The sequence below is a fragment of the Falsiphaeobacter marinintestinus genome, from assembly GCF_007923355.1.
In the GTDB taxonomy this organism is placed as follows: Bacteria; Pseudomonadota; Alphaproteobacteria; order Rhodobacterales; family Rhodobacteraceae; genus Phaeobacter_A; species Phaeobacter_A marinintestinus.
This window is the reverse complement of record NZ_VOGO01000007.1, coordinates 42,877-68,599: the sequence shown is the minus strand read 5'-3', so window position 1 is coordinate 68,599 and position 25,723 is coordinate 42,877. Positions and strand designations below refer to the sequence as shown.

The following is a 25,723-nucleotide window of genomic DNA, read 5'->3' as shown; positions in this document are numbered from 1 at the left end:
GAGTAAGACGATGTCAATGGTGAGCGATAGCTATGAATATTATGACAAGCGGTTTTATGATCTCACGGTTCCCATCGCTGCGGTAGAAACGCTGTATGATCAATGCCGCTGGGCCGAAGGCCCGGTGTGGTTCAACGATCACGCAACCCTGCTGTGGAGCGATATTCCCAACCAAAGGATGCTGCGCTGGACCGAAGGGCAAGGTGTATCCGTGTTCCGCGCACGGTCTGATTTTGCCAACGGCCACACGCGCGATCGTCAGGGTCGGCTGGTCAGCTGCGAACACGGCACCCGCCGGGTCACGCGCACGGAACCCGACGGATCAGTCACGGTAATCGCCGACAGCTATGACGGTAAGCGGCTGAACTCACCCAACGATGTGGTGGTAAAATCGGACGGAACGATCTGGTTCACGGACCCGAGCTATGGGATTATGTCGGACTATGAGGGATACAAATCCGACATGGAGCAAGCCAAGTGCTATGTCTTCTGCGCGGATCCCAACACCGGTGCGTTAAAGATCGTTGCAGATAGTTTTGTCAAACCCAACGGCCTCTGCTTCAACGCCGAAGAGACCCGCTTGTACATCGCCGACAGTGGCCGCAGCCACGACCCCGACGGCCCGCATCATATCCGGGCATTTGATGTCGGCACCGACAACACCCTGTCGAATGGACGGGTGTTCTGCGAGGTTGATCCCGGTGTGCCGGATGGCTTCCGGTTGGATATCGACGAAAACGTCTGGACCTCGTGTATGGACGGCGTGATCTGCTTTGACTGCGACGGCGTCGCGCTTGGCAAGATCAAGATCCCGACCATGGTGTCGAATTTGACCTTTGGCGGCCCGCGCCGGAACCGGCTGTTCATCACGGCGACGAATGCGGTCTATGCCGTCTATGTCGCCACGACAGGGATTCAGACCCCGTGAACGACCTTTAGATCAGGCCACGCTGCGCAAGGTTGCGCATGGTGGCCGCGATGCCGGTGGTCCATTCCGGGCATTCTGTCGACAGCCGCACCGTATTGCGAAGTGCCCCCAGTTGCGGTTCAGAAATCGTCACGACATCACCCGTTTTGTGGGTGAAGCCCTGCCCCGTCACGTCGCGATCCTGAATGGGCGCGAACAAGGTTCCAAGGAACAACATGAACCCGTCCGGGTACTGGTGATGCCGCCCGATGGTTTGATTTACGATGCTTTCCGGATCACGGCTGATCTGGGTCATCGATGAGTTGCCGTTCAGGACAAACCCGTCCTCACCTTCGACCGTCAGCGTCAGCTCGGCCTTGCGAACGTCGTCCATGCCATAGGTGGCGTCGAACACCCGGATGAACGGCCCGATCGAACACGAGGCGTTGTTATCCTTAGCCTTGCCCAGCAGCAGGGCCGAACGCCCTTCGACATCGCGAAGGTTCACGTCGTTGCCCAAGGTCGCGCCGCGGATCTCACCACGACTGTTGACCGCCAGAACGATTTCGGGCTCAGGATTGTTCCAATGCGACATCGGGTGCAGCCCCACCGAGGCCCCCCACCCCACGCTCGACGTCGGCTGAGCCTTGGTAAACACCTCGGCATCCGGGCCGATCCCGACCTCAAGATATTGCGACCACAGTCCTTCGTTGATCAAGACCTGTTTGACCTGCATCGCCTGCTCTGACCCCGGCACGATACCGCGCAGGGACGTGCCGATGATCCCGGCGACCCGAGCGCGGATCTCTTGCGCCAGATCGGCGTTTCCGGCGGCCTTCTCTTCGATGACGCGTTCGACCATGGATTCGGCAAAGGTCACACCGCTGGCCTTGATCACCTGCAAATCAGCCGGCGACAGGAAATGTAGCTTGCTTCGATCACCGGTCTCTGTGGAGTACGCAGTGATGTCAGACAAAGATCCCAGATCTTCGCCAGTAGCGTTTTCAAGCCACCCCAAGATGTCATCGCGCTCCATCAGGTCGCGCATGGTGGGCACGTCGCGGCACGTTACGTCAATCACGCGGTCCCCGCGCAGCGTCACCAATGCGGCGCCGTCAACGTCGGGGCGCCAAACGCGACCGACAAGCGTTGCATTCTCAAACGGGTTGTCATGGGGCAGCATCGGGGTCTCCATCGTGTCGGATTGTTGGTTTACTTGCCCCACCGCAGAACCACGGGGTTCAGTGGGCGCATCAGGTCAATCAGCGTGGCGCGGGTTTGCGGGTGCAAGGGCGCAATCGGATGGCGGCAGAACTCGGACGCGATAACGCCACCTTCAACCATCGCCGCCTTGGCGGCACGGAAACCGCATTGCCGGTTCTCATGATTGATCAACGGCAACACGCGGGCGTATTGCGCCAGTGCCGAGTCCCGGTCGCCGGCCAGATGCGATGTCACCACCGGTTTGATCAGATCCGGGATCAGGGCGGATGTCATCGTCCCGCTGGCGCCTGCGTCGAGGTCGGCCATCAGGGTAATCGCTTCTTCGCCGTCAAATGGACCTTCGATGGCCGCCCCACCTGCATCGACCAGCGCGCGCAATTTGGCGGCAGCCTGCGGGCATTCGATCTTGAACAACTTCAGCATTTCGATCTCTTGCGCCATCTGCACCAACAGTGGCACTGGCAGGTCAACACCTGACAACGGCGCGTCCTGCAACATGATCGGAATGCCGACATCACCAACCCGGCGAAACTGCTCGAACGTTTGCTCAGGCGTGCCTTTCAGAAGTGCGCCGTGGTAGGGCGGCATCATCATGACCATCGCTGCACCCAATGCTTTGGCCTGCTTCGCCCGAGGTTGTACGATTTCAGTTGCGAAATGGCTGATCGTGACAATAACCGGAACCCGGCCCGCGACATGCTCAAGCGACAACCGGGTCAACTGGTCCCGCTCGGCATCCGATATCAGGAACTGTTCGGAGAAATTGGCCAGGATACAAATGCCGTCAACGCCCTGATCGATCATGCAATCCAGCACGCGGCGCATTCCGGCATCGTCCACAGTGCCATCAGGGTGAAACGGCGTTGGGGCCACCGGCCAGATGCCGGAATAGGTATAGTGTGTCATTGATCAGGATCCTTGTCGGAACGATGTGCGACGGGTGCGAGCCCCCTCACCGGGTATAAGTTTCATCCGCGTCCTCCCAGACCGGACCAGATCGCGAGCACCACAACGCCCAGCATTGCAAGGGCCATGGCCATATTGATACGACGATGCGCGGCCTCGCCAAGATCCAGTCGATGCAGGACGACGCCCGCATACAGCCAGACCAGATGGATCGGAATCCAGATCGCGTTGAACACCAATAGTTTTGTCACGGTTTCGACCAAAAGGCTGTCAGGATAGAACGCGAACCCCGAAAACAGCGCAGTGTTCACCGCATAGGCCTTGGGGTTAATGATCTGCAACATCAACCCGGTTGGAACACCGGGTGGGGCCTTGGCTTCGACAAAGGCGACCCGGCTGCCAGCAAATGCGATGCGTCCCGCCAGATACAGCAGATATCCGACCGACGCGATCATCAGTACGGTCCGAACAACCGGCGCGCTCATAACGATGGCAGCAAGACCCGAAATCACGGTCAGGGCCACGAGGTTATTGCCCAGAAACAGACCCGTCACATAGCGCAGGCCGGGCCTGAACCCATACGCCGACCCCATCCCGGCCGCCGACAGAACCCCTGGCCCCGGTGTGATGATCAGCAGGAAAACCGCCGCCGCGAATGTCAGCATGGCTGAGCAGATTGCAGCATTGAAACACCTGACATGCCAGTAACTCCGATTGCCAAGCCTTGCGGCCCTCAGGAAATGGTATACCATTTGTCAACGGCTGCAAGCCTGCTTTGTGCAGGCCACGTCCGATCAGAGGGGAAACGGCCCATGCTTAGCGAACAAGACCGGGCATTTTTCGCCCAGAACGGTTATCTCAAGGTACCCGGTGCCGTGAGCGTCGATCAACTGACCAAGCTGCGCGGGATAACGGCCGAATTGATCGACCAGTCGCGCGACATCACAGTCTCCGACGACCGCTTCGATTTGGACGATGGCCATACCCGCGACGCGCCTCGGCTGACCCGGATCAAGCTGCCGCACAAGCAGCATCCGTATTTTTGGGATCTTCTCAGAAACTCTGCCATCACCGACATCCTGACCGACCTGCTGGGGCCCGATACGATGCTTCAGACCTCGAAACTGAACACCAAGGCCCCGGGTGGTGGAGCCGCGGTCGAATGGCATCAGGACTGGGCGTTCTACCCACATACCAATGACGACATGCTGGCGTTCGGTCTGATGCTGGAAGACATTGAAGAGGAAAACGGGCCGTTACAGGTGATGCCCGGAACGCATAAGGGCCCGATCCTTAGTCACCATGCCAATGGTGTGTTTTGTGGCGCAGTGGACCCGGATGACCCACTGTTTCACCCGGAAAAAGCTGTGACTCTGACCGGCAAGGCTGGCGACATGACCGTGCATCATGCGCGGCTTCTGCATGGCTCTGCCCCTAACATGAGCAACCGCACCCGGATGATCCTGTTCTATGAATGCCACGCTGCTGATGCCTGGCCGCTTTTGGGGGCGGGGTCGTACATCCATTCGCTTGGGCAGGCACGCTTGTGGGAAGATCTGCATGAGCGCCTGATCACCGGGCAGCTTTGCCTGACCCCACGAATCGAACAAGTCCCGGTATCGATCCCGTTGCCCCCTGCCCCGGACGCAAGTTCGATCTTTAAAAGTCAGCAGTCGGGTGGAGCCAAAAGCGCTTTTCGCTAAGCCAGACCGTTTTGCCATGGCGGCATGTTGTCCTTGAATTTGGTATACCAAATTGCAATCCTGTGTCAGACACGAAGAAAAACAATAGCGGGAAAGAATCATGTCCGATACCAGAGCCCACCGCAAATTCCGCTCTCAGGAATGGTTTGACAACCCCAACAACCCCGGCATGACCGCGCTGTATCTTGAGCGCTATCAGAACCAGGAATACACCCGGGACGAGCTTCAGGGTGAACGCCCCGTGATCGGGATCGCCCAAACCGGCAGCGACATCGCGCCCTGCAACAAGATCCACGTGTTTCTGATGGACCGGATCAAGGCAGGCATCCGCGACGGTGGCGGCATTCCGATGGAATTCCCGGTGCATCCCATTCAGGAAACCGGCAAACGCCCGACAGCGGCTTTGGACCGAAATCTGGCATATCTGGGCCTTGTTGAGGTGCTGCACGGATACCCGATTGACGGCGTCGTTCTGACCACCGGATGTGACAAGACCACGCCCGCAATGCTGATGGGCGCGGCCACCGCCGATTTGCCAGCCATCGCCCTGAACGGCGGTCCGATGCTGGATGGCTGGTGGAAAGGCGAACGGGCCGGGTCAGGCACCATCGTCTGGCAAAGCCGCCGCCTGCTGGCCGAGGGCCTGATCGATTATGACGAATTCATGAGCCGGGTCTGCGCGTCGGCCCCAAGCCTTGGTCATTGCAACACCATGGGGACTGCCAGCACGATGAACGCAATGGCCGAAGCCTTGGGGATGAGCCTGACCGGCAACTCGGCCATCCCTGCGCCGTTTCGTGAACGGATGGCCATGGCCTATCAGACCGGCAAACGGATCGTCGAAATGGTTTATGAAGACCTCAAACCATCCGACATCCTGACCCGCGAAGCCTTCGAAAATGCCATTGTCGTAAACGCTGCAATTGGCGGATCCACCAATGCGCCACCGCACCTGCAGGCAATTGCCCGACATGCAGGCGTCCCGCTGAACGTGAAAGACTGGGAAACCGTCGGCTTTGACGTACCGTTGCTGCTGAACATGCAGCCCGCTGGCGAGTTTCTGGGGGAAAGCTTTTTCCGCGCTGGTGGCGTCCCTGCCGTGATGGCGGAACTGCGCAAGGCAAACCGCATCCATGACGGAGCGATGACCGCCTCGGGCAAGACCATGGGCGACAATCTGGAAGGCCTTTCCAGCGAAGACACCGCTGTGATCAAGACCTACGACGCACCAATGCGCGAAAACGCGGGCTTTCTTGTCCTGTCCGGGAACCTGTTCGACAGCGCGCTGATGAAAACCAGCGTGATTTCAGAGGACTTCCGCCAGCGGTTCCTGTCTGAACCCGGAAATGAAGGTGTTTATGAGGCCCGCGCCGTGGTGTTCGAGGGCCCCGAAGATTATCATGACCGCATCAACAGCCCCGATCTGGGCATCGACGAACGCTCGATCCTGTTCATTCGCGGCGTCGGCTGTGTCGGATACCCCGGCTCGGCGGAAGTCGTAAACATGCAACCGCCTGACGCGGTCATCAAACAGGGGATCAACCATTTGCCCACGGTCGGGGATGGCCGCCAATCGGGTACATCGGAAAGCCCGTCGATCCTGAACGCGTCGCCCGAATCCGTTGTCGGGGGCGGCTTGGCCTATCTTCGCACCGGCGACACCGTGCGTCTGGATCTCAACAACTCCAGCTTGAACGCCTTGGTGGAAGACTCCGAATGGCGGGCCCGCATCGACGCGTGGGAGGCCCCCGATCTTCACCATCAAACCCCGTGGCAAGAAATCTATCGCACCCATGTCGGCCAGCTGGCCGAGGGCGGTTGCCTTGAACTGGCCACGGCCTATCAGAAGGTGGGTAAAGACCTGCCGCGCGACAATCACTGAGGACTCCCATGGCTGAACAGGCACACACCATCATCATCACCGGCGCTGGCAGTGGCGTCGGCAAAGCCACCGCACAGGCGTTTCTGGACGCCGGTTGGAAAGTCGGGCTGGCAGGCCGCCGCATTGAAACGCTGAAAGAGGCCGCCGCAGACCACCCTAACGCCTTACTGATCCCTTGCGATGTCAGCGACGAGGCCTCGGTCGAGGCCGCATTCAAAACTGCCTACGACACTTGGGGGCACTTGGACGCGTTGTTCAACAACGCAGGTGTCACCCTCAAAGGCGCGCCGATCGATGAGATCGACGTGGCCGACTGGCGAAACCTGATCGACATCAACCTGACCGGGGCGTTCATCGCAGCGCGGGCGGCCTTTGGCCTTATGCGCCACCAGGATCCACAGGGGGGCCGAATCATCAACAACGGGTCGATCTCGGCCCATGTTCCACGCTTGGGCTCGGCGGCGTACACGGCATCGAAACACGCGATCACGGGCCTGACCCGCACGATTTCACTGGATGGCCGCGCCTTCAACATCGCCTGCGGACAGATCGATATCGGCAATGCCCTCACTGACATGGCGCAATCGATGACAACCGGGATGCCGCAGGCCGACGGGTCGATCAAGGTCGAGGCAGTGATGGACGTCAAACATGTCGCTGACGCAGTGCTGCACATGGCCAGCCTGCCGCTTGAAGCCAATGTTCTGTTCATGAACGTGATGGCAACGACAATGCCCTTTGTCGGACGCGGCTGAGCCAACTGAAAGACACGAGCCACGGGAAAAGCGTCGCCCTGTTACCATTAAGCGTGTCGGCCTCGAAGGCCCGACACGCTGACCTGTGCAGGAATTTGGAACATCTGCTCTGGCATGAACGCCCGGAAGGCCATGCAGTCTGTTGCGCAGCCTGCCTGCCCAATCGGACGCGTGTCTCCCATCTGAGCAACCACCGCGGAAAACGTAAAATACGACCGGCGAACAATCGCTCTTGACGCTGTTGTTACCAAGACATCGGCGACCCTTTCGAGTGGCTGCGCTATGCGATAAGGAAGACACTGTACCGGGATATGGGGCCAGCCGTTCGTTGCAGGCCACCATGATCGGAGTCGCATAACTTAGGAACCTGCCCATGTCGCTTCGTCGCTTTGCTCTTGCCACAGTACTCGCCGTTGCAACCCCAGTTGCAGCGTCAGCGCAATCCACCGAGAACGCTCAGCCAACTCTGTATCTTGAACTGAACGCGGTTCGGGATGTCGGTGCGGCGTGCCGATTGACATTCCTGGCGAGAAACGGAACGGGGGCGACCATCGAGCAGGCCGTGTTCGAAACCGTGATTTTTGACGTATCGGGCGGCGTGGTGAACCTTTCGCTTTTTGATTTCCGCGATCTGCCGGCGGACCGTATGCGCGTACGCGAGTTTGAATTGTCCGGCATGCCTTGCGACACGGTGGGTCAAGTGCTGATCAACGGGGCCAACTCCTGTCTTGTGGACGGAGCCGAAAGCGGCACCTGCGATCAGGCACTTTCGCTTAGCAGCCGTCTGGACGTGGAGTTGCTTGGATGAACCCCATGGACGCGCTGCGCAGTGTACTGGACCTTGGCGGTCCGGTGGTCGCAATCCTGATTGTGATGTCGGTTCTGACCGTCGCGGTAACGATCTACAAAGTCTGGCAGTTCACCGCATCAGGTGTTGGCCGACACCGGGTCCTGTCCGAGGCGCTCGCGGCGTGGGATGCAGGTGACCGAACAAAGGCGCACGCGCGGCTTGCACAGAGCCGCAGCTATCTGGCTCCGCTTGTCGAGGTGGCGATGGAAGCACCGGACCAACCAGGTCTGGGAGACCGGCTGGATGCTGAAGCCGGACTGGCGCTTGCCGGGCTTGAGCGCGGTTTTCGCCTTCTCGACACAGTCGCACAACTCGCCCCACTTCTCGGGTTGTTCGGCACCGTACTTGGCATGATCGAAGCGTTCCAGGGCCTGCAATCGGGCGGGTCATCTGTGGATCCGTCATTGCTGGCGGGCGGAATTTGGGTGGCCTTGCTGACCACCGCCGTCGGGCTCGCGGTGGCGATGCCGACCTCGATGATCCTCGCATGGCTCGAAAGCCGGACGGCGCGGGAACGGGTTTTTGCGGACAAAGCCCTTCGCACCGTGCTGGTGCCGGGTCAGACCGTGTCTGCGGCGGTGGGGGCCGACGCGGTTTCTCCTGCGTTCACACATGCGTAACACGGCGCCCTTCGTCCGGCGCAGGATGTCGATGACCCCTCTCATCGACGTTATTTTCTTGCTGCTCATGTTCTTTATGCTGACATCGACCTTTTCGAGCTTTGGCGAAATCGAACTGAACCAGGCAACCGCCGGGACCGCCGCAGCGGCCACGCCGTCGGAGCGTTTTTTTGTGCAGCTTGGGTCTGAACGGCTGGCAATGAATGGCACTCCGATCACGCTGGATGAGTTAACCACACGTGTCGAAACCGGACAGGTTCTGATCAGCCTTGATGCCGACACCTCGTCACAACGTCTGGTGGACCTTCTGGTTCGGTTGCGTGGGCGTGATGACCTGAACGTCACCGTTCTGGAGTAAGGACATGATCCGCTCAGCCCCCTTGCGCCGGACGCGCGATGCGACCACCCCGTTAATCAACGTCGTTTTTCTCATGCTGATCTTCTTCCTGATCGCAGGCACGATCGCGCCACCGCTCGACCCCGATCTCAAGCTTGTGAGCACCGCTGACCTTGAGGGGCGCGAGCCACCGGACGCGCTGGTGCTCCGCGCGGACGGAACCCTCAGCTTTCGGGGAAAACCGACAACGCCCGAGGTGTATATGTCTGGCCATGACGCTGGGCCGGTGCGGATCGTCCCTGACCGCGATGCCCCCGGCCCACGCCTGATCGAACTGTCTGGTGCCCTGCGTCGGCTTGGTGCCACGTCTGTCATTCTCGTCACCGAACGGGCTCTGGAATGATCCGAAGATCGACAGCAATCGCAGCGGTGGCCATTCTGGTGTCGCTGCTGGTGCATTTTCTGGGCTTGGGCTTCACGCTGCCTGATCTATCGGAACAGCCTGCCGCAGAAGACACATCCGACGTTGTCACCTTGGGCAACGCCTTTGAGGACGTCGCGGAAGCCCCGTCAGACCCGGTTGAACCGGAGTCCACCCAGACGCCCGAACCGCCAATCCAAACGCCACCGGAACCCGAGCCCGCTCAGGTTCCCGAACCGCCAGTTGAAACACCGCCAGACCCCGAAACCGAGGAAATGCCGACGTCCGATGCACGTGTTGCGTCGTCCAATCCCCAGCGCGTCTCTGCACCCGACCAGGGAATGTCGCAGCCCGTGAAGCCTGAGACCACCGGTCCGGCAGCCCCCGAGGACGGCAAAGCCGTGGCGCCTGAAACGACAACACCGTCGGGGGGAGACGATGGAACAGCGGCGGATCCGAGCGTGACCCCACAGGTGACGCCGGACACAATCGCCGAAACGCCGAAAGGCAATCCCGATGCGGAAACGACACCCACCGAACCGGAAGTGACAACACCGGTTTCCCCGGCTCCTCAACAACTTGCGGCCCTGCCAGCCTTGGTCGCACCACAGCCGGCGGTCACTCCTTCGCCTGCGCCCGCGACAGTTCCGGTTGTGCCGCTGCAGAGCGAAACGGTCGAGCCAGCCCCGCAAGAGACAGCAACTGAAACCACTGAAGAGGAGGCGGATACCTCGGATTTGGCCGTAGCTGCATCTCCACGTCCGCCTCTTCGGCCCCTCCCCCCTTCAACCGAGCCACAGGGAACACGCGACGGATCAGAAGAGTACAGCGAACTGCTGTTTCCCCCGCTGATCGAGTCGCCGCTCACCTCTTATCTGCGTGGCCAAAGCAATCTGGAGATCCGGCAAAACGGCGGCGTCCTGTCGGGCGGGGCCGGATTTCAGAATTTGGGCGGGCCAGGAAATTCCGACACCACCAACTATGCGGGTCAGGTTCTGATGCATCTCAATCGTGCGCCCAATGTCCCGGTGTCCGGCAGAGGGTTCGCGCGGGTATACTTCCTGATCAATCCGGACGGAACCCTGGCCTGGGTCGACATCATCGATAGCTCAGGTGTGACCCAGATTGACCGCGCGGCGAAAGAGCAGGTTCGCATAGCTGCCCCGTTCCCACGCCCGCCAAGTGGCCGGAGCCGACAGCTGGCCTTTATCTACCGGATCAATTGATCAGAGGATTGTCCGCACGCCGACGGATCAATTTACAGTTCGCTGTCGCCCCAATGGGCCTGACCACCTTAGTTGGGTGCAACGCCGCGCACCCGCTCGCGTTGCCAGATGTAAATACCGGACGCGATGATGATGCCTGTGCCCAGCGCGGTCCAGACTGTAGGCAGGTTGTTGAACACCAGATACCCAACCGCCGTGGCGTACAGCACCTGCACATAGACCACCGGCGCAACAGTCGATGCGGGCGCAAACCGATAGGCCATGGTCGCCAGAATATGGCTGACCCCGCCAATGAACCCGATGAACAGGAAAATGAACATCGTCAGCCCATCCGCAGGCCATACCGTGTCATTCAAAGCGAATGGCGCAAGCGCGAGGGTTGCGACCCCACTGGACCAAAGCTGACTGGTCGAATTATTGTCTGTTCCCGCCAAAAGCCGCGTCAGCACGAAATAGATCGACGCGGCCGATAGCGCCCCAATGGACAGGAAGATGGCCCAGTGAAATTCGGCTCCCCATGGCTGCACGATCACCAGAACCCCAATGAAACCGGCCACAACGGCCATGAACCGGCGCAAACCGACTTTTTCGCCCAGAATGGGAATGCTCAGCAGCGTTGTTACAATGGGGATCGCAAAGAAAAGGGCGATCGTCAGTGTAATCGGCAGATAGGTCAGAGCCAGAAAGTTGAAGATCGTACTACACAAAAGAGCAAGCGCGCGGATCAACTGGATCCACGGGCGGTTGGAATGAAACTCGCGCAGACCGCCTTGCGGGATGAACACCACAAGCGCGGTCAGAAAGGCCCCGGCATAGCGCGAAAACACGACCTGCAGCGCCGGAATTCCCGCCATTATCAGCCATTTCGCAGACGTATCGATCAGGGTGAACAGGAACACCGCCGCGGCCATGATCAGAACGGCGGCGGCCGGACGATCCTCTCTGGGGCTGGGGGTCGCCACGTGTCAGATCCTTTGCTCGGCGACCCGGTCGATCACACCGATCATCCGAGCCTGCAGGGCATTGCGTGCATTGATTATCGTCGGATCATTTCCCCAGCGTCTCAGCAAAGAAATCGACCATTTCCGGCACCATTATCCCGCCTTTGCCAGCGTCGATGGCGCTGTTCAATGCGCCGTTGGCCGCGCCTGACATTTTGGAGGGCGCCCCCAGATCCTGAGTCATCTGATTGTAATACCCAACGTCCTTGCCTGCGTTCTGGACCGAGAACGCCAGATCAATCTGGCCATCGGTTGCATAGTTCTTGATGAACTCCATCATCCCCGACTTTAGCGGGCCCGCTGACATGACATCATACAGTGACTGCCGTTCGATCCCGGCGCGATCCGCAACGGCAAAGGCTTCGGACATGGCGCAGGCCGTTGTCATCGCGAAGAAATTGTTGATCAGCTTGATCGTATGCCCGGACCCCAGCGCACCAAGATGGAAGACGTTTTCGCCCAACACATCAAGCACGGGCTTGACCTTGTCATAAGCGTCCTTGTCGCCAGAACACATGATGTTCAGCAATCCATCCACCGCATGTGCAGGTGTGCGGCCCAGCGGCGCGTCCAGATAGGTTGCGCCCTTGGCCGCCATATCCGCACCGATCTTCTTGGTCGACTCGGGCAGAGAGGTGCCAAAGTCGATGACGACCTGCCCGTCGCGCAGACCGGCCAGCACACCGTCATCGCCATATACGCGGCCCTCGACATGGTCCGACGTGCCCATGCAGAACATCACGATGTCCGAGTTTTCGGTCACGTCGCGGGCGGTCTTGCCTTCGGTCGCCCCGCGCGACAACGCGGCTTCGATACCGGTGCGGTCACGATTGCCCAGAACCATGACGTCATAGCCCGCTTTCTGCAGGCATTCGACCATAGCTGCGCCCATCAGGCCAAGGCCGATAAATCCGATCTTTGGTTTGCTCATCTGTTCACTCCTAGTTTCATGTCCCGGGCCTGCCGGGCCCAAATCTGCTATGACGCGGAAACACCGCTATACTCCAAGGGCACGTCGCCCCGTTTGACCGGACGCCCGGTTTGCGCGGACAACACCGCCGCCAAGGTCATTTCCAGCGTCGCCCGACCACTTGGGCCGGTCGCAAGAATGCCGCTGTCCTTGCCGTCAATCAACGCTGCGAACTCGGCCATCTGGGCCTTGATCGGGTCAATCTTGTCAAAGGCTAGCCCGCTTTGGCACTGCAATGGCACGTGCCAATCGACCACTTGCCCCGGGTGTCCGGTCCATACCGTGAGCGAGGGAAACGACATCGCTCCCTTGGCTCCCACAAAGCGTACATAGTCCTCGCCCGAGGCGGCAATCGACGGGTTTTCGCCGCACGCGGCCTCGAACGACCACGGTGACACCCCGGCATCCGACATGAGGAAAGACCCCAACACACCAGATGCAAACCGCAAGGAGATCGCCGAGGTATCTTCGATCGCAAGGTTGCGTGCCGCATTCGATGACAAGGTCGATACCTCTTCAATCTCGCCAAGAAACACCCGCAGCAAATCGATCTCGTGGCTGAGATTGGTCATCAACGGCCCAGCCCCCGGCGCGCGACGCCAGTCGACATCGTAATAGGTGTCGTGTTTGCGCAGCGACCACATTCCCTGCACGGCCACCGGATCTCCGATCTGGGCCAGCTTCTGCCGGGTGGCTTGCACAAAAGGCTGACAGCGCCTGTGATGCCCGGTGACAAGCACACCGCCCCGCGCGGCCGCAATCAACTGGTCTGCTTCAGCCAGAGTTCCCGCCAGCGGTTTTTCCACCAGCACACCCCACCCCTGTTCGATGGCGGCCAACCCCGATGCCGCGTGATCAGGCGTAGGCGTTGCGACGATGGCGGCGCGGGTGTGCTGTGGCACGTCCTCAAGGGACTGTACGACCGGCAGACCCTGCGCTTTCAGAGTTGCGGCAAGGTCGGGGTTCGGTTCAACCACCGCGGCCAGGTCGATCTGATCAAGATCCTGCGCCACCTCGGCATGGCGCAAACCGATCAGACCGCACCCGATAACAGCCAGAGGAAGACGCGCGGTCACACGGCCACCCCGGACGGTTTCAACGCATTCAAACGGTCCAGAATGTCATTCGCAGGGGTCAGCCCGGTCAGGGCAATGAACTGATTGACCGCCATATGCTTGAACAGATCAAACCCCGTCAAAATTTCGGCCCGGCGCGCCATTGCTGCCTCAATGAATGGTGTTTCGACGGGGGTATAAACCGCGTCGAAGGCCCATTTGAACGTCGATGGCAACGGCAAGGGAAACGCTGATCCGCCATACCCGGCCATGCCCATGTTGGTGGCATTCACCAAACCGTCCGCCTGTTCGGCCACGGCGCCCAGACGATCAATCGGAACGACGTGCCCGACCACCCCGATCTCATCCGCCAGAGCTGCGGCTTTTTCCGCATTCAGATCGCTGATCTGGACCGTCTCGGCCCCCAATTCGATCAAAGCCGTTGCGATAGCACGCGCGACGCCCCCGGCACCAGCCATCACGACCCGTCCCGGTGTCATCCCGGCAAACGCCGTTTGCCAAGCCGACACAAAGCCCGAATAATCGGTGTTCAGCGCCACTGGTGGATCGTCGAACAAGACCAGATTGGCAGCCCCCAACGCGCGCGCCGGGCCATCGGCAAAGGCGGCGGCAGCGGGCTTGAACGGATGCGTTACGGATGTCCCCGCCCAACCGTCGGCCTGAACCCTGGACAAGCATCGGTTCAGATCGAACTCTGGTTCGTTCTGGGTATCGATCAACTGAAACTCAAGCGTCATACCCGCGTCATCACACATTATGCGCAAGGCCGCAGGCAGCCTAGTTCGGCTGATGTTGTGCCCTATCAAACCGGTTTTCAGCAATGGTAATGCCATCGCTTACATCACCGCGCCGATTTGCCAGGGCACGAATTCATAGTCGCCCAACCCCTGCGCTTCGGATTTCGACGGCGTGCCCGACGCGACATCAAGTATCATCTGAAAGATCTCGCGCCCGACCTCTTCTACGCTGGCCCCATCGGTCAGAATACGGCCCGCATTCACATCCATATCCTCGGTCATGCGGGTATACATTTCGGTATTTGTCGCGACTTTGATCGACGGAGATGGCTTCGCGCCAAAGGCCGATCCACGCCCCGTTGTGAACACCACGATGTTGCACCCTGATGCGATCTGGCCTGTGACCGACGCCGGATCATACCCGGGGCTGTCCATAAAGGTGAACCCCCGCGCCGTGACGGGTTCGGCGTATTTATAGACGCCCGTCAACGGCGTGGTGCCGCCTTTGGCGGCCGCGCCCAGCGACTTTTCCAGAATGGTGGTCAGGCCGCCCTTTTTGTTGCCGGGACTGGGGTTGTTGTCCATGCTGCCACTGTTGCGGGATGTATAATCCTCCCACCAATGGATCAAACCGATCAGCTTTTCACCGATCTCTTTGCTGGCAGCGCGCGCGGTCAACAGGTGTTCTGCGCCATAGATTTCCGGCGTTTCGGCCAGAACCCCGGTGCCACCCTGCGCCACAAGCATATCGCAGGCATATCCCAAAGCCGGGTTCGCGGTGATACCTGACCAAGCATCTGACCCGCCGCACTGTAATGCCACTGTCAGCTCGGACGCGGGACAGGTTTCGCGCTGGATGTCATTGACCAGCGGCAGCATCGCTTCGACCTTCTTGATGCCCAGTTCCACGGTCTTGCGAATGCCACCGACATCCTGAATATTCATGGTCTGAAACAGCGGCCCCGGCGTGATGCCCATTGCTTCGACCAGCCAGTCGATCTGATTGGTTTCGCAGCCTAGCCCAGCCATCAGAACCCCACCGACATTGGCGCTGCGGGCATAGCCCCACATCACCCGTTGCAGCGCTTCGAAGCCTTCGCTGTTGGTGGCCATCGCGCATCCGGTGCCATGATGAAACGCGGCAACCCCGTCGACGTTCGGGTAGGCGGCCAGTTTTTCGGGCGTGAAGTGATCCGCGATCATCCGGGCGGCCGTTGCCGAACAATTCACACTCGCCATCACCGCGATATAGTTGCGCGTTCCGACCTTGCCGTTGGCGCGGCGATACCCCTGGAACGTCGCGAGCTCCATGGCGGCAGCACTGCGCAGGTTGGTGCCAAATTCATACTCGGCCTCAACATTTCGAAATTCCACATTATGCGTGTGAACATGGCTGCCTTTGGCGATATCTTTCGCCGCATAGCCGATGATCTGAGCGTACTTATAGACAGCCTCACCTGACGCGATCGGGGTTGACGCCATCTTGTGCCCCCGGGGGATCAGGGCGGTCGCCCCATCCTCTCCGACTGCCAGTTGCGATATTGCCGTGACGACGTTGTCAGCAGGTGAAAGACGTACTGTTTTCAATGTTGCACCCTCGTTTCAGTGGCCTGTGTCCTGCCCCGGAAGGCCCAATCACCGGGTGCGCGCGCGAGGGATTGGTCAAGCGAGGGCTGATCGAAATCGGCTCGTGTACCCAGTCGAATCCGCGCATGATTTTTGGTATACCATCATCCCGAAGTTTGGTATGCCAAATTTGCACCCTTAGGGTCGGAAACAACAAACTTCGGGTTTTCATGCAGAATACGGGATCGATCCACGCTGCGGTTGCATCCGGTCATTGCGCGGCCGGTGTCGGGCAAGCCGGGCCTGATGCCGTATGACGAACCGCATTTTCAAAGCTCATCCAACCACAGGAAATAACACATGAAACTTCTCCGTTTTGGGCCACAAGGACAAGAAGTTCCCGGCATTCTGGACGCCGAAGGCAATGTTCGCAGTCTTGACGGGCGCATCCCCGATCTGCAGGGCGAAGGCGTTTCGCTGGCTGCTCTGGACGCCATTCGTAGTATCGACGTTCAAAGCCTGCCCGTCGTGACACCCGACCGGATCGGTGCGTGCCTTGCTGATATGCCCAACTTCCATTGTGTCGGCATGAACTATGCCAAACACGCGGCAGAAACCGGCGCTGAGCCGCCGACCGAACCGATCTTGTTTTCCAAGGCGACCTCCTGCCTTTCCGGTCCTTTCGACCCGGTCGTGATCCCGCGCGGATCAACGAAATCGGATTGGGAGGTCGAACTGGGCGTCGTGATAGGCCGTTACGCCAGTTACGTGACCGAAGACGAAGCGCTGGATTATGTTGCGGGCTATTGCACACTGAACGACGTGTCTGAACGCGCCTACCAATTTGATCATGGCGGGCAATGGGTCAAAGGCAAATCCGCGCCAACGTTTGGCCCGACCGGCCCTTACCTGGTGACAGCGGACGACGTTCCCGATCCTCAAGCGTTGCGCCTGGACCTGAGTCTGAATGGCGAAACCGTACAGGATTCAAACACATCCGACATGATCTTCACAGTGGCCCAGATCATCTCGCACATGTCGCAGTTCATGGCGCTGCGTCCCGGCGATGTGATTGCGACAGGGACACCCTCTGGCGTCGGTCTGGGCATGAAGCCCCCGAAATTCCTGAAACCCGGCGACGTGATGGAGCTGGAGGTCGAAGGACTGGGCCGCCAACGCCAGGACGTCGTCGCGGCGCAATAAGACACCCTAACTTAGGCGGGAAACATGCAGAAGAAACGCATACTGGTCATCGGCCTCGGTTCGATGGGGTTCGGAATTGCCGAGTCGCTCTTAAGGGCCGGGCATACGGTTTTTGGCGCGGACATCAATCGCGATCAGGTGGATGCCCTGTGCACCAAAGGCGCCCAAACCGTCGAAAAGCTTGGGACTGACAAGGCCGACATTCTGGTTTCAGTGGTTTTGAATGCCGAGCAGACGGAAACCGTTTTGTATGGTGCACCCGACTTTGCGGCACGGCTAACCGACGGGGGCACCATCATATCCTGTGCAACCATCCCGCCCGAAACCGCCAAACGCATGGAGGCCGAGGCGCACGCTCGCGGCCTCCAGTACCTTGACGCGCCGATCTCGGGCGGATCGGTTCGGGCTGCTGAAGGGAAACTGTCGGTGATGGCCAGCGGCACTGACGCCGCGTTCGCCGGGGCGCAGCCCGCCCTCGATGCCACAGCCGAAACCGTGCACAATCTTGGCCCGGCAGCCGGCGCGGGTTCGGCGATGAAGGCGGTCAACCAATTGTTGGCCGGGGTGCACATCGCCGCCATGGGCGAGGCGCTGGCCTTTGGCATGACCCAGGATCTGACGGTTGAGCGGATGATCGACGTCATCTCGGTCTCGGCCGGGTCGTCGTGGATGTTCGAAAATCGCGCACCGCATATCCGCGACGCTGATTATACGCCCCGGTCATCGGTCAACATCTGGCCAAAAGATCTGGGTATTGTCGCTGAAATCGCCAGCTCTGCCGGATTGGAGATCCCGATCACCCAGACCGCGCTGACCTTGTATCGCGACGCGGCCAATGCCGGGTTGGGGTTGCAAGACGACGCCGCGATCATCAAACCCTATGCAGCGTCCGTCGGTTTGAAACTGCCCGGAGAGGCAGGCGAATGATGTGCCGCTCAGAAAAGTCGGCCTTTACGGCGCCGTTTGAACATTCCATCTTCCCAAAGGCTTGCCAGAGTTACCTGGCGCGGCTTTTGTCAAAACCCACAAGGAAGCAACATGTCCGCCAACTTGATCTTCTCTGACAGCCTGTCACGGCTGGGCACCGAATCCGCGTTTATCGTTTTGGCACGCGCGCAACAGTTGGCGGCACAAGGCCGGGACATCATCAACCTTGGCATTGGTCAGCCAGATTTCCGCACCCCCGACCATATCGTCGAGGCCGGTATCAAGGCGCTGCGCGACGGGCAACACGGTTATACCCCGGCCAACGGTATCCCGGCCCTGCGCGAAGCCGTCGCTGCCGATCTGAACCGTCGTCACAAGGTCGAGGTGAACCCGGATAACGTCGTTGTGGTGCCCGGCGGCAAACCCACCATGTTTTTTGCCGTGCTGATGTTCGGTCAACCCGGTGCCGAGATCATGTATCCCAACCCCGGGTTTCCAATTTATGAATCCGTGATCAAATATACCGGCGCAACCCCAGTTCCCATTGCTTTGGAAGAGAAAAATGGCTTTGCGTTCTCAGCAGATCAGGTCCTGAGCCAGATCACCGACCGCACCCGACTGATCATCATCAACTCACCCGCCAATCCGACCGGTGGCGTCACGCCCAAGGCCGAAATTGACAAGCTTGTTGAAGGGCTTGCCGCCCACCCGCACGTCGCGCTGATGTCGGATGAGATCTATTCAAACATGCTGTATGGCGGGCGCGAACACACCTCGCTTTTGCAGTATCCTGAGATCCGCGACCGTCTGATCATGCTGGATGGCTGGTCCAAAACCTATGCGATGACAGGCTGGCGATTGGGCTATGCGGTCTGGCCGGACTCTTGCGTCGATCATGTAACACGGCTGTGTATCAACGACCATTCCTGTGTCAACGCCGCCACGCAATATGCTGGAATCGCAGCACTTAACGGCCCCCAAGACGCGGTACATGACATGGTGGCCGAATTCGACAAACGCCGCGAGGTGATCGTGCGCGAACTCAACGCCCTTCCCGGCGTGCGCTGCGCTGATGCGGCGGGGGCGTTCTATGCGTTCCCGAACATCGAAGGCACGGGGCTTTCGTCGAAACAGGCGCAGGACAAATTCCTGGACGAGGCTGGCGTTGCGACCGTGGCCGGGACATCGTTTGGGGCTTGGGGCGAAGGGTATTTGCGGTTCTCCTATGCCAACAGCACAGACAACATCCTCGAAGCGATCCGCCGGATTCGCGACATCCTCTAACTCCGGAAGGACAATTTATGACTGCAGTTCTGGCACTTGGACACTATTCCGAAGGTGATCACGCAGCGCTGACCAAAGATCTGGGCGCGACCATTGTCACCTCGAACGCGGATCTTGCGGCAATGGCCAAAGACGAGCGCGATCAAGTCAAAGCCCTTGCTTTTATGGGGCATGCGCCGCTTGGCGGGGATGAGATGGACCTGTTTCCCAACCTTGGTGTGATCGCCAATTACGGCGTGGGATATGATGCGATCGACGTTGCGGCGGCGGATGCGCGCGGCATCAAAGTGACCAACACACCGGACGTTCTGAATGACGATGTTGCGGACCTTGCGGTGGCGATGCTGTTCGCTCAGGGACGGGAAATGATTCAGGCTTCTGAATGGGTTACGTCCGGGAACTGGGGCGAAAAAGGGCCCTACAGGCTGAACCGCAAGATCAGCGGTGGCACCGCCGGGATCGTCGGGCTGGGTCGGATCGGACGTGCGATTGCGGACCGGTTGGCGGCCTTCAAAATGGATATCCACTATACATCGCGCAGCGAAAAGGACACGCCGGGCTGGACGTATCACGCCGATCCGGTGTCGCTGGCAAGCGCCGTGGACTATCTTGTTGTGGCGCTGGTGGGCGGATCAGAAACCGAAAATACCGTTTCCAAAGAGGTACTTGCAGCCCTTGGCGACCGTGGCATCGTGATCAATATTTCGCGCGGATCGACCATCGATGAAGCCGCGCTTCTGGATGCTCTGGAAAACCGCACCATCGCCGGGGCCGGGTTGGATGTGTTCCTGAATGAACCCAGGATCGACCCGCGGTTCCTGGCTTTGGACAACGTGGTGCTGCAACCGCATCAGGGATCGGCCACCGTGGAAACGCGCCAGATGATGGGGCAGCTTCAGCGCGACAACGTCAGTGCGCATCTGGCGGGCAAGGCATTGCTGACACCGGTGAATTGACCGGTAAATACAACAGGTCGCCCATGATCAACCCTGTATGATCGAAATCAACATGCCTACGTGGCTGTGTACACCTCGTGAACAGCATAATCACCGTCCTAACCACCGGTGGCCTGTTCAGCCGGTGGTTGGGTTTCCATTGGCAATGCGGGCTTCAAGCTCTGCGATCCAACGAGACATGCGGTTGAGTTTCATGCAACCGCTGCGGTGAAAGAAGCTGGTGCGAGCCGACCCAATGCGGCCTTCCGTAGACGGTGCCGCCAACTGCAGCTACGAACACATACGGCACTCTCTCGGAAAAAGCGTAGGCCATTCAACTTCGGGCCAAAAGGGTTAGCCCTAATAAATTTGGCGGGAATTCACCAAAGATTGGCCCGAATTCGAAACCAACTTCCTAACTGTCACCCCAGATAATCCCTGCGACGCTGGATGGCTGTGGAAGGAAACCGAACATCACTCTCTTCTGGTCACAATTCTGCGAAGCACAGAATGCGCCAAAGGTGCAGAGAACTTAAAACGGGACAAGCTATCAATGACTCTTCAAGACTATACAGACTACCTTCGAAAGAAAACGGGCGAACCTGTGCCGGACTTCGATCCAGATGGTCCGTTGGAAACCGCAGAATACCTTGCTGTACTTCTCCGGCCTGGCCCACGAGGAGCCGCTAAGACGAACGTTCTCAGCCCAACCAAGAACGACGATCTGACGGCGCGGAATATGCGGGAGTTGTTTGCCAAAGCGGGCTTGGACGAGAACAAAGTACTTTTTTCCAACATTTGTCCGTATGCCGACCCAACGGGTGGTAATGCCAAGCCCACGGCGAACGAAATTCGACAGGGTACAGCATACCTGCGCCGGTTGGTCGGTCTTCTACCAAATTTGAAAGGAGTTATTCTAATGGGGCTCGAAGCCCAGAAAGCAGCCAAGGAATTGCGGCGCATTGGGGACATCAAGATCGTGTGCACGTATCACCCAGGCCCACGGGTCAAGGCAAGCATAGAGAAATACAACACCATTGCGCCCAAGCTAGCCGAGTTGAAGTAGTGTAGCGGATACACTGGCTATGCAGGCATCAAGATCTGTAGTGGCGGACATTGCAGGTCTTGGCGCAATCTATAGCGAGTGACCGATCTCAGCCCATCGTGTTGGCGACGTGCTCGGCCCGTTGCCGACGACTTTCTAACAGTTTGCAGCAAACGTCAGGAAAGAGCGCAAAACCGCTAGGTTCAATCGCTGCATTCGTAACTTGTTGGGCGGAAACCAGACACTCTGCGTTAGTGTGAAGCCGCTGGTCTCTCTTCGACGGAGCAAACATTCCTAGTGACCAAGACAAGATCCAACCTCGCAACATGGAAGGTTGATTGCGTCGAGATTGGTATACGAAAACGCCTCGGCGACCGTTCTTCCGTTCATTTTTTTTAACTTCTGGTCAATGCCAAGTTGTAGTGATAAGTCACAACTCACGCTACGCTCAAAGAATCGAATGCAAACCAGTTTCAAAAGTATACGCCTCAGCGAAAAGGACCACCACTTCCGAGAATTCTCTGTTTGGCCAGTTTTTGCTGAGTTCAACTCAGAGGAGTGGATGGCAAACTTTCTACCAGAAGAATGGGATGTAGCTGAACGCCTGCTCGCCAATTTTGCCTATTTTAACGAAAGGATGACTGATTCCTTGTTGGAAGCTTCAGTCAACAATTTTTTTACGACTATTGGTCAGGATAGTGGCAACGCGGATATACTATACAACGATTTATTGCCGAAAACTGCTTTTGTGATTTGTGAGGGTGAGAAACCGAATCCAACGGACAGTGGCCATATTTTTGCGCGAAAGTTGCGCGACCGCCTTGGAGTTCCAGAGACACAGATTTTCCGTCCGGGAGACGCGTTGTCGAAAATGGAGATCTTTCACCGGTTCGTTTTTGTTGATGATTTCACGGGAAGTGGAAACCAGTTCATTGAGACATGGAATGGCAATCATATTTTCAACGGAACGAGTTATTCCTTCAACGATTTCGCTCAGCGTGCAGATCGTTCTTTCGCCTATTGCTGTTGCATAGCCGCTAAAGCAGCTGAAACAGCTATCCTTAAAAACGCTCCAACCGTCCGGCTGTTCCCGGCTCACCAACTAGAGGATCGCCACAATGTAACACACCCGGAGTCGAGTGTTTGGGCCGGCTTCGATGCTGAGGCTGCTAGAAGAACCATTCAGATCGCGTCCGCACGTGCCGGTTACGCCGCTGAGGATCACAGCGAAGATGACTGGAGAGGTTTCCATGCACTCGGTTTGGCTTTAGCTTTCAATCATGGCATCCCAGATGCATGCCTCCCTATTTTCTTTTCACAGCGAAACGGCTGGAAACCGCTCATTGAGAGGAGCTGATCATGACCGACGTGAATGCGATCCACGATCTTTTTGGCAGTTTCCGGGCGGAATGGCTAAGAGAAGATATCTACAAGCTTTTTAGCGAACCAGCCTATTTTGCTCATCTTACAGGAAACAAATCATGTGTACTGGTGGGCGGGCGTGGATCAGGCAAAACCACAGCATTGAGATGTTTGTCGTACGAGGGGCAAATAGCCTTAGGGCAACAAATATGGGCCTCTCCATCTCATGTTGGCATCTACTACAAAGTCAACACAAACATTGTAACTGCATTTGACGGACCCGATTTAGATGTTGATGAGTGGAGAAGGCTGTTTGGACACTTCCTGAATCTCATTGTTTGTGGGGAACTTGCGAACTATGTTTCCCGGTTCGCCGCCGAAAATGAGAATTGCGACCTGACTGGGATATCCTTCGATCGTGTCGGTATGGCGCTTGGCCTTGGAAGTGTAAGCGGACTTACTCAATTGAGGGAGGGTATAGCGGAGGCATCTGCTCGTCTCGAACTGTATATTAACAATCTCGGCAGCGACCGACCTATGGTGTCGCAACTACAGTCACCAATCGCGCATTTCCTTCAGCAATTAAAAAGCCTTCACGGGCATGAAAGTGTTGGATTTCACATCATATTTGATGAATACGAAAACCTTTTAGACTATCAACAGCAAATAGTGAACACGTTGATCAAGCATAGTGGTGACAATTGTTACTTCAAAATTGGAGTCCGTGAACTTGGTTGGCGTATCCACACAACTTTGAACGAAAACGAATCTCTGATTAGCCCTGCCGACTATGAATTGATCCACATTGAAGAACGTATCGGCAGTGATTTTGGTGATTTTGCTAGAAATGTATGTGAAGCCCGCCTCGAAAGCAATGAAACGGTAATTGGCGAACATCTTGGGCTTGATGAGCTTCTTCCGACTCTGTCCACTCTAGAGGAAGCAGAAAGGCTTGGAGTAGCAAAACGTGTAAGTCAGCTTCGCAAGGAGATAAGGAACAAACAGGATGACGAAGGAGTCGCGCTCTCCCAACATGACTTCGCTCTTTATGTCTTCAGCGAGCTCAACAAAAGAGACATTGATGCTACAATTTCCGACCTAGAGGACTATGCCAATCGTAACTCCTCTGCAGTAAATAAATATCAGAACTACGCGCATGCTTTGTTGTTTTCGATAGCAGATCGAGGAACGTCAATCACGAAACACTATTGCGGACACGACACGTTTTCCAGAATTGCCAATGGAAACTTGCGGTTTTACATGCAGTTAGTGCACGAGAGTATTGTCCAGCAGATATCGGTTGAAAAGAACCTAGCCCAGCCAATTGACTGCAGGGATCAGACTATTGCGGCGCGTCGAGTTGGCCTGAATTATCTGCGTGAACTCGAGGGTGCCACAGCAAGGGGCAGCCACCTATCAAAGCTAATCCTTGGTTTCGGTCGGTTTTTTCAGATTTTGGCATCCAATCCAGTTGGAGCAGCTCCGGAATACAACCAATTCTACATCAAGGATTCCGGACAGGTAGCTCCAACCGAACTGCGGGAAGAAGCAGCTAGGCTGCTAACCGATGCGATTATGCATCTTGCTCTTGTGAGATCCCCCGGTACCAAGCTTTCGTCTGAATCTGATACACGAGCTTGGGACTATTCGCCTCACCCGATTTTCTCCCCGTACTTCAACTATAGCTCAAGGAGAAAACGCAAGACTGGGATAACGGATGCTGACTTGGTCGGCATGTCAAAGACGCCTCAAGACGTGATCAGAAAACTCCTTGGAGAAAGCCGCCAACATCTGGCCGACGCAGAACTGCCTGCGCAAATGAGTATGTTTGATGATTTTTACAAGTAACGTAAAAAAGTGCCTTCCTCAACGACAAATTCACGCCAAGCGAACCGACATCGCTGTCAGGCCAAGATCAGTTTTGCTTTACGGTGTCTTCGAGCAACGAAGTGAAATCGATTCGGACTGGTTAACTGTTTTTGGTGAGGAAAACACCTACGAAGTTTTTTCGGACAACAATCTCCATTCAGCGAAGATTCCCAGATTTCGAGACGTATGGATTTCCCTAAGAAATCAAAATGAACTTGCAGATTTTGTTTCGCACCTGAATACGGATGCGGTTTACGTGGATATAACAGGTTTGCCGCACCACATTTGGATGCCGGTAGTACGGGTGTGTATCGAGGCGGGCGTTGAAACGAATTGTATTTACGTTGAGCCTAAGTCCTATACATACAGCCCTAATCCGAAACCAGGTGAGTTTTTCGACTTGAGCGAAAAATTCCATGGGTTTTCTCCGGTGCCAACATTTGCACGACTAGCGGCCAAGAGAGCGGAGGAAACGATTTTGATTCCCCTTCTCGGATTTGAAGGAATCCGGTTTCGCCATCTGATTGAGAGAATTGAGCCTAGCGAAAGGGATATTTCTCCGGTGGTTGGTGTGCCCGGGTTTGAGGTTGAATATCCATTTCATACATATGAAGGAAATGCCGCAGTCCTGAGTAAAACGTGGTCATGGCAACGTGTGAGTTACGTTGATGCGGCATGTCCATTCTCTCTCTTTTCACATCTGGAAGAGATGCAGAAAAAATCAACAGGACGACATTTACAGGTAGCCACAATTGGAACAAAGCCGCACGCTCTGGGCGCAATGATGTTCGCGATGCACAACTCAAACGTAGAGTTGCTTTATGATCACCCGGTAAGAAGGAAGGGGAGAACCAAGGGTATGGCGCGATGCCATCTCTATAAGGTATCAAGTTTCTTGGGTCGGAGCGTTTGAGACA

Annotated in this window: 25 protein-coding genes; 17 read left to right on the top strand and 8 right to left on the bottom strand. The window is 57.4% G+C overall.

Annotation, left to right across the window (positions count from 1 at the left end; all coding sequences use genetic code 11):
• Nucleotides 1-10: 10 nt before the first annotated feature.
• Nucleotides 11-928 (top strand): SMP-30/gluconolactonase/LRE family protein, encoded by a 918-nt coding sequence (locus FOY56_RS15525; protein ID WP_222434998.1) that lies wholly within the window; start codon nt 11-13, stop codon nt 926-928.
• A gap of 7 nt (nt 929-935) precedes the next feature.
• Here the strand turns inward: FOY56_RS15525 and FOY56_RS15520 are convergent, their stop codons facing one another.
• The 3 genes from FOY56_RS15520 to FOY56_RS15510 all read right to left on the bottom strand — a co-directional run bounded on the left by FOY56_RS15520 (nt 936) and on the right by FOY56_RS15510 (nt 3,702).
• Nucleotides 936-2,090 carry a fumarylacetoacetate hydrolase family protein gene (locus tag FOY56_RS15520; RefSeq protein WP_146346785.1) on the bottom strand — a complete coding sequence of 385 codons (1,155 nt, stop codon included), beginning with the start codon at nt 2,088-2,090 and terminating at the stop codon, nt 936-938.
• Nucleotides 2,091-2,119: 29 nt separating this feature from the next.
• Entirely contained in the window at nt 2,120-3,037 is a 918-nt protein-coding gene (locus FOY56_RS15515) for a dihydrodipicolinate synthase family protein (protein ID WP_146346784.1), read from the bottom strand.
• A gap of 62 nt (nt 3,038-3,099) precedes the next feature.
• Nucleotides 3,100-3,702 carry a LysE family translocator gene (locus FOY56_RS15510; protein WP_146346783.1) on the bottom strand — a complete coding sequence of 201 codons (603 nt, stop codon included), beginning with the start codon at nt 3,700-3,702 and terminating at the stop codon, nt 3,100-3,102.
• A 147-nt stretch (nt 3,703-3,849) separates the two neighbouring features.
• On the opposite strand from FOY56_RS15510, the gene FOY56_RS15505 reads away from it, so the two are divergent.
• From FOY56_RS15505 to FOY56_RS15470, 8 genes are all read left to right on the top strand, one after another.
• Complete coding sequence (locus tag FOY56_RS15505; protein ID WP_146346782.1) at nt 3,850-4,740, top strand: phytanoyl-CoA dioxygenase family protein; 891 nt, start codon at nt 3,850-3,852, stop codon at nt 4,738-4,740.
• 100 nt (nt 4,741-4,840) lie between these two features.
• The gene (locus FOY56_RS15500; protein WP_146346781.1) at nt 4,841-6,622 is read left to right on the top strand and encodes an IlvD/Edd family dehydratase; all 1,782 of its coding nucleotides are present in this window, start codon (nt 4,841-4,843) and stop codon (nt 6,620-6,622) included.
• Between the two features lie 8 nt (nt 6,623-6,630).
• Nucleotides 6,631-7,377 carry an SDR family oxidoreductase gene (locus tag FOY56_RS15495; protein ID WP_146346780.1) on the top strand — a complete coding sequence of 249 codons (747 nt, stop codon included), beginning with the start codon at nt 6,631-6,633 and terminating at the stop codon, nt 7,375-7,377.
• A 373-nt stretch (nt 7,378-7,750) separates the two neighbouring features.
• Nucleotides 7,751-8,185 (top strand): hypothetical protein, encoded by a 435-nt coding sequence (locus FOY56_RS15490; RefSeq protein WP_146346779.1) that lies wholly within the window; start codon nt 7,751-7,753, stop codon nt 8,183-8,185.
• A complete protein-coding gene (locus tag FOY56_RS15485) occupies nt 8,182-8,847 on the top strand; it encodes a MotA/TolQ/ExbB proton channel family protein (protein WP_146346778.1) in 666 nt (221 codons plus the stop codon). Before FOY56_RS15490 ends, FOY56_RS15485 begins: the two co-directional genes overlap by 4 nt.
• A 31-nt stretch (nt 8,848-8,878) precedes the next feature.
• A complete protein-coding gene (locus FOY56_RS15480; RefSeq protein ID WP_146346777.1) occupies nt 8,879-9,205 on the top strand; it encodes an ExbD/TolR family protein in 327 nt (108 codons plus the stop codon).
• 4 nt (nt 9,206-9,209) lie between these two features.
• A complete protein-coding gene (locus FOY56_RS15475) occupies nt 9,210-9,587 on the top strand; it encodes an ExbD/TolR family protein (protein ID WP_146346776.1) in 378 nt (125 codons plus the stop codon).
• Nucleotides 9,584-10,831, top strand: a complete 1,248-nt coding sequence (locus tag FOY56_RS15470; protein ID WP_146346775.1) for an energy transducer TonB family protein — start codon at nt 9,584-9,586, stop codon at nt 10,829-10,831. Before FOY56_RS15475 ends, FOY56_RS15470 begins: the two co-directional genes overlap by 4 nt.
• A 68-nt stretch (nt 10,832-10,899) precedes the next feature.
• Here FOY56_RS15470 and FOY56_RS15465 read toward each other — a convergent pair whose 3' ends face one another.
• The 5 genes from FOY56_RS15465 to FOY56_RS15445 form a co-directional block, all read right to left on the bottom strand.
• Nucleotides 10,900-11,793: a DMT family transporter gene (locus tag FOY56_RS15465; protein ID WP_246139503.1), complete on the bottom strand. Its 894-nt coding sequence runs from the start codon at nt 11,791-11,793 to the stop codon at nt 10,900-10,902.
• A gap of 85 nt (nt 11,794-11,878) precedes the next feature.
• Nucleotides 11,879-12,763, bottom strand: coding sequence for an NAD(P)-dependent oxidoreductase (locus tag FOY56_RS15460; RefSeq protein WP_146346774.1), 885 nt, complete (start codon nt 12,761-12,763; stop codon nt 11,879-11,881).
• A 47-nt stretch (nt 12,764-12,810) separates the two neighbouring features.
• Entirely contained in the window at nt 12,811-13,878 is a 1,068-nt protein-coding gene (locus tag FOY56_RS15455; RefSeq protein WP_146346773.1) for a Gfo/Idh/MocA family protein, read from the bottom strand.
• On the bottom strand, nt 13,875-14,711 hold the full coding sequence (locus tag FOY56_RS15450; RefSeq protein WP_146346772.1) for a shikimate dehydrogenase family protein: 837 nt from the start codon (nt 14,709-14,711) through the stop codon (nt 13,875-13,877). Before FOY56_RS15450 ends, FOY56_RS15455 begins: the two co-directional genes overlap by 4 nt.
• 3 nt (nt 14,712-14,714) lie before the next feature.
• Entirely contained in the window at nt 14,715-16,202 is a 1,488-nt protein-coding gene (locus FOY56_RS15445; protein ID WP_146346771.1) for a UxaA family hydrolase, read from the bottom strand.
• Between the two features lie 339 nt (nt 16,203-16,541).
• On the opposite strand from FOY56_RS15445, the gene FOY56_RS15440 reads away from it, so the two are divergent.
• The 8 genes from FOY56_RS15440 (at nt 16,542) to FOY56_RS15405 (ending at nt 25,719) form a co-directional block, all read left to right on the top strand.
• Nucleotides 16,542-17,384 carry a fumarylacetoacetate hydrolase family protein gene (locus FOY56_RS15440; RefSeq protein WP_146346770.1) on the top strand — a complete coding sequence of 281 codons (843 nt, stop codon included), beginning with the start codon at nt 16,542-16,544 and terminating at the stop codon, nt 17,382-17,384.
• Between the two features lie 24 nt (nt 17,385-17,408).
• Nucleotides 17,409-18,311 (top strand): L-threonate dehydrogenase, encoded by a 903-nt coding sequence (ltnD, locus tag FOY56_RS15435; protein WP_146346769.1) that lies wholly within the window; start codon nt 17,409-17,411, stop codon nt 18,309-18,311.
• A 111-nt stretch (nt 18,312-18,422) separates the two neighbouring features.
• A complete protein-coding gene (locus FOY56_RS15430) occupies nt 18,423-19,595 on the top strand; it encodes a pyridoxal phosphate-dependent aminotransferase (protein ID WP_146346768.1) in 1,173 nt (390 codons plus the stop codon).
• A 17-nt stretch (nt 19,596-19,612) separates the two neighbouring features.
• Nucleotides 19,613-20,551, top strand: a complete 939-nt coding sequence (locus FOY56_RS15425; RefSeq protein ID WP_146346767.1) for a 2-hydroxyacid dehydrogenase — start codon at nt 19,613-19,615, stop codon at nt 20,549-20,551.
• A gap of 532 nt (nt 20,552-21,083) precedes the next feature.
• Nucleotides 21,084-21,596 carry a uracil-DNA glycosylase family protein gene (locus FOY56_RS15420; protein ID WP_146346766.1) on the top strand — a complete coding sequence of 171 codons (513 nt, stop codon included), beginning with the start codon at nt 21,084-21,086 and terminating at the stop codon, nt 21,594-21,596.
• 439 nt (nt 21,597-22,035) lie between these two features.
• A complete protein-coding gene (locus tag FOY56_RS15415) occupies nt 22,036-22,932 on the top strand; it encodes a phosphoribosyltransferase-like protein (protein ID WP_146346765.1) in 897 nt (298 codons plus the stop codon).
• 2 nt (nt 22,933-22,934) lie between these two features.
• Nucleotides 22,935-24,785: an ORC-CDC6 family AAA ATPase gene (locus FOY56_RS15410; protein WP_146346764.1), complete on the top strand. Its 1,851-nt coding sequence runs from the start codon at nt 22,935-22,937 to the stop codon at nt 24,783-24,785.
• Nucleotides 24,769-25,719, top strand: a complete 951-nt coding sequence (locus FOY56_RS15405; protein ID WP_146346763.1) for a hypothetical protein — start codon at nt 24,769-24,771, stop codon at nt 25,717-25,719. The genes FOY56_RS15410 and FOY56_RS15405 overlap by 17 nt, the downstream gene beginning before the upstream one ends.
• Nucleotides 25,720-25,723 lie beyond the last annotated feature (4 nt).